Annotated in this window: 1 protein-coding gene; it reads right to left on the reverse strand. The window is 47.9% G+C overall.

Going from position 1 to position 292, the window contains the following annotated elements; translation table 11 throughout:
* Positions 1-206 (reverse strand): hypothetical protein (locus tag AC1RPT_RS07970; RefSeq protein ID WP_481763016.1); only part of this gene is annotated, 206 nt, incomplete at its 3' end.
* Between the last annotated feature and the right edge of the window lie 86 nt (positions 207-292).

Raw genomic sequence — 292 nt, forward strand, 5'->3', positions numbered from 1 at the left:
GTCAACTGCTCAACAGTGAAGTCTTCGGCGCGTATCATCCATAGAGGCCCCTGAACTTCATACAGAATGCGCTGCACTGCAAAATACTCACGAGTGCCGGTACTATCTGTCTCGTCACCACGACGCAGAAACGGAAAGGCTTCCTGAACGCTTCTGACTAGTACAGAGTGCTCTACAGCATCTGTAACGAAGTATGCTAGGCTCATATTAGTCCTTGAACTGTTCTGGGTACTGAACACGTCCAATTGCGATCGAAATTTCGTGGTATCGCTTTATTTCATCAACCACCAGC

It is taken from the genome of Dellaglioa sp. CoH-56-MRSF-11, from assembly GCF_056782135.1.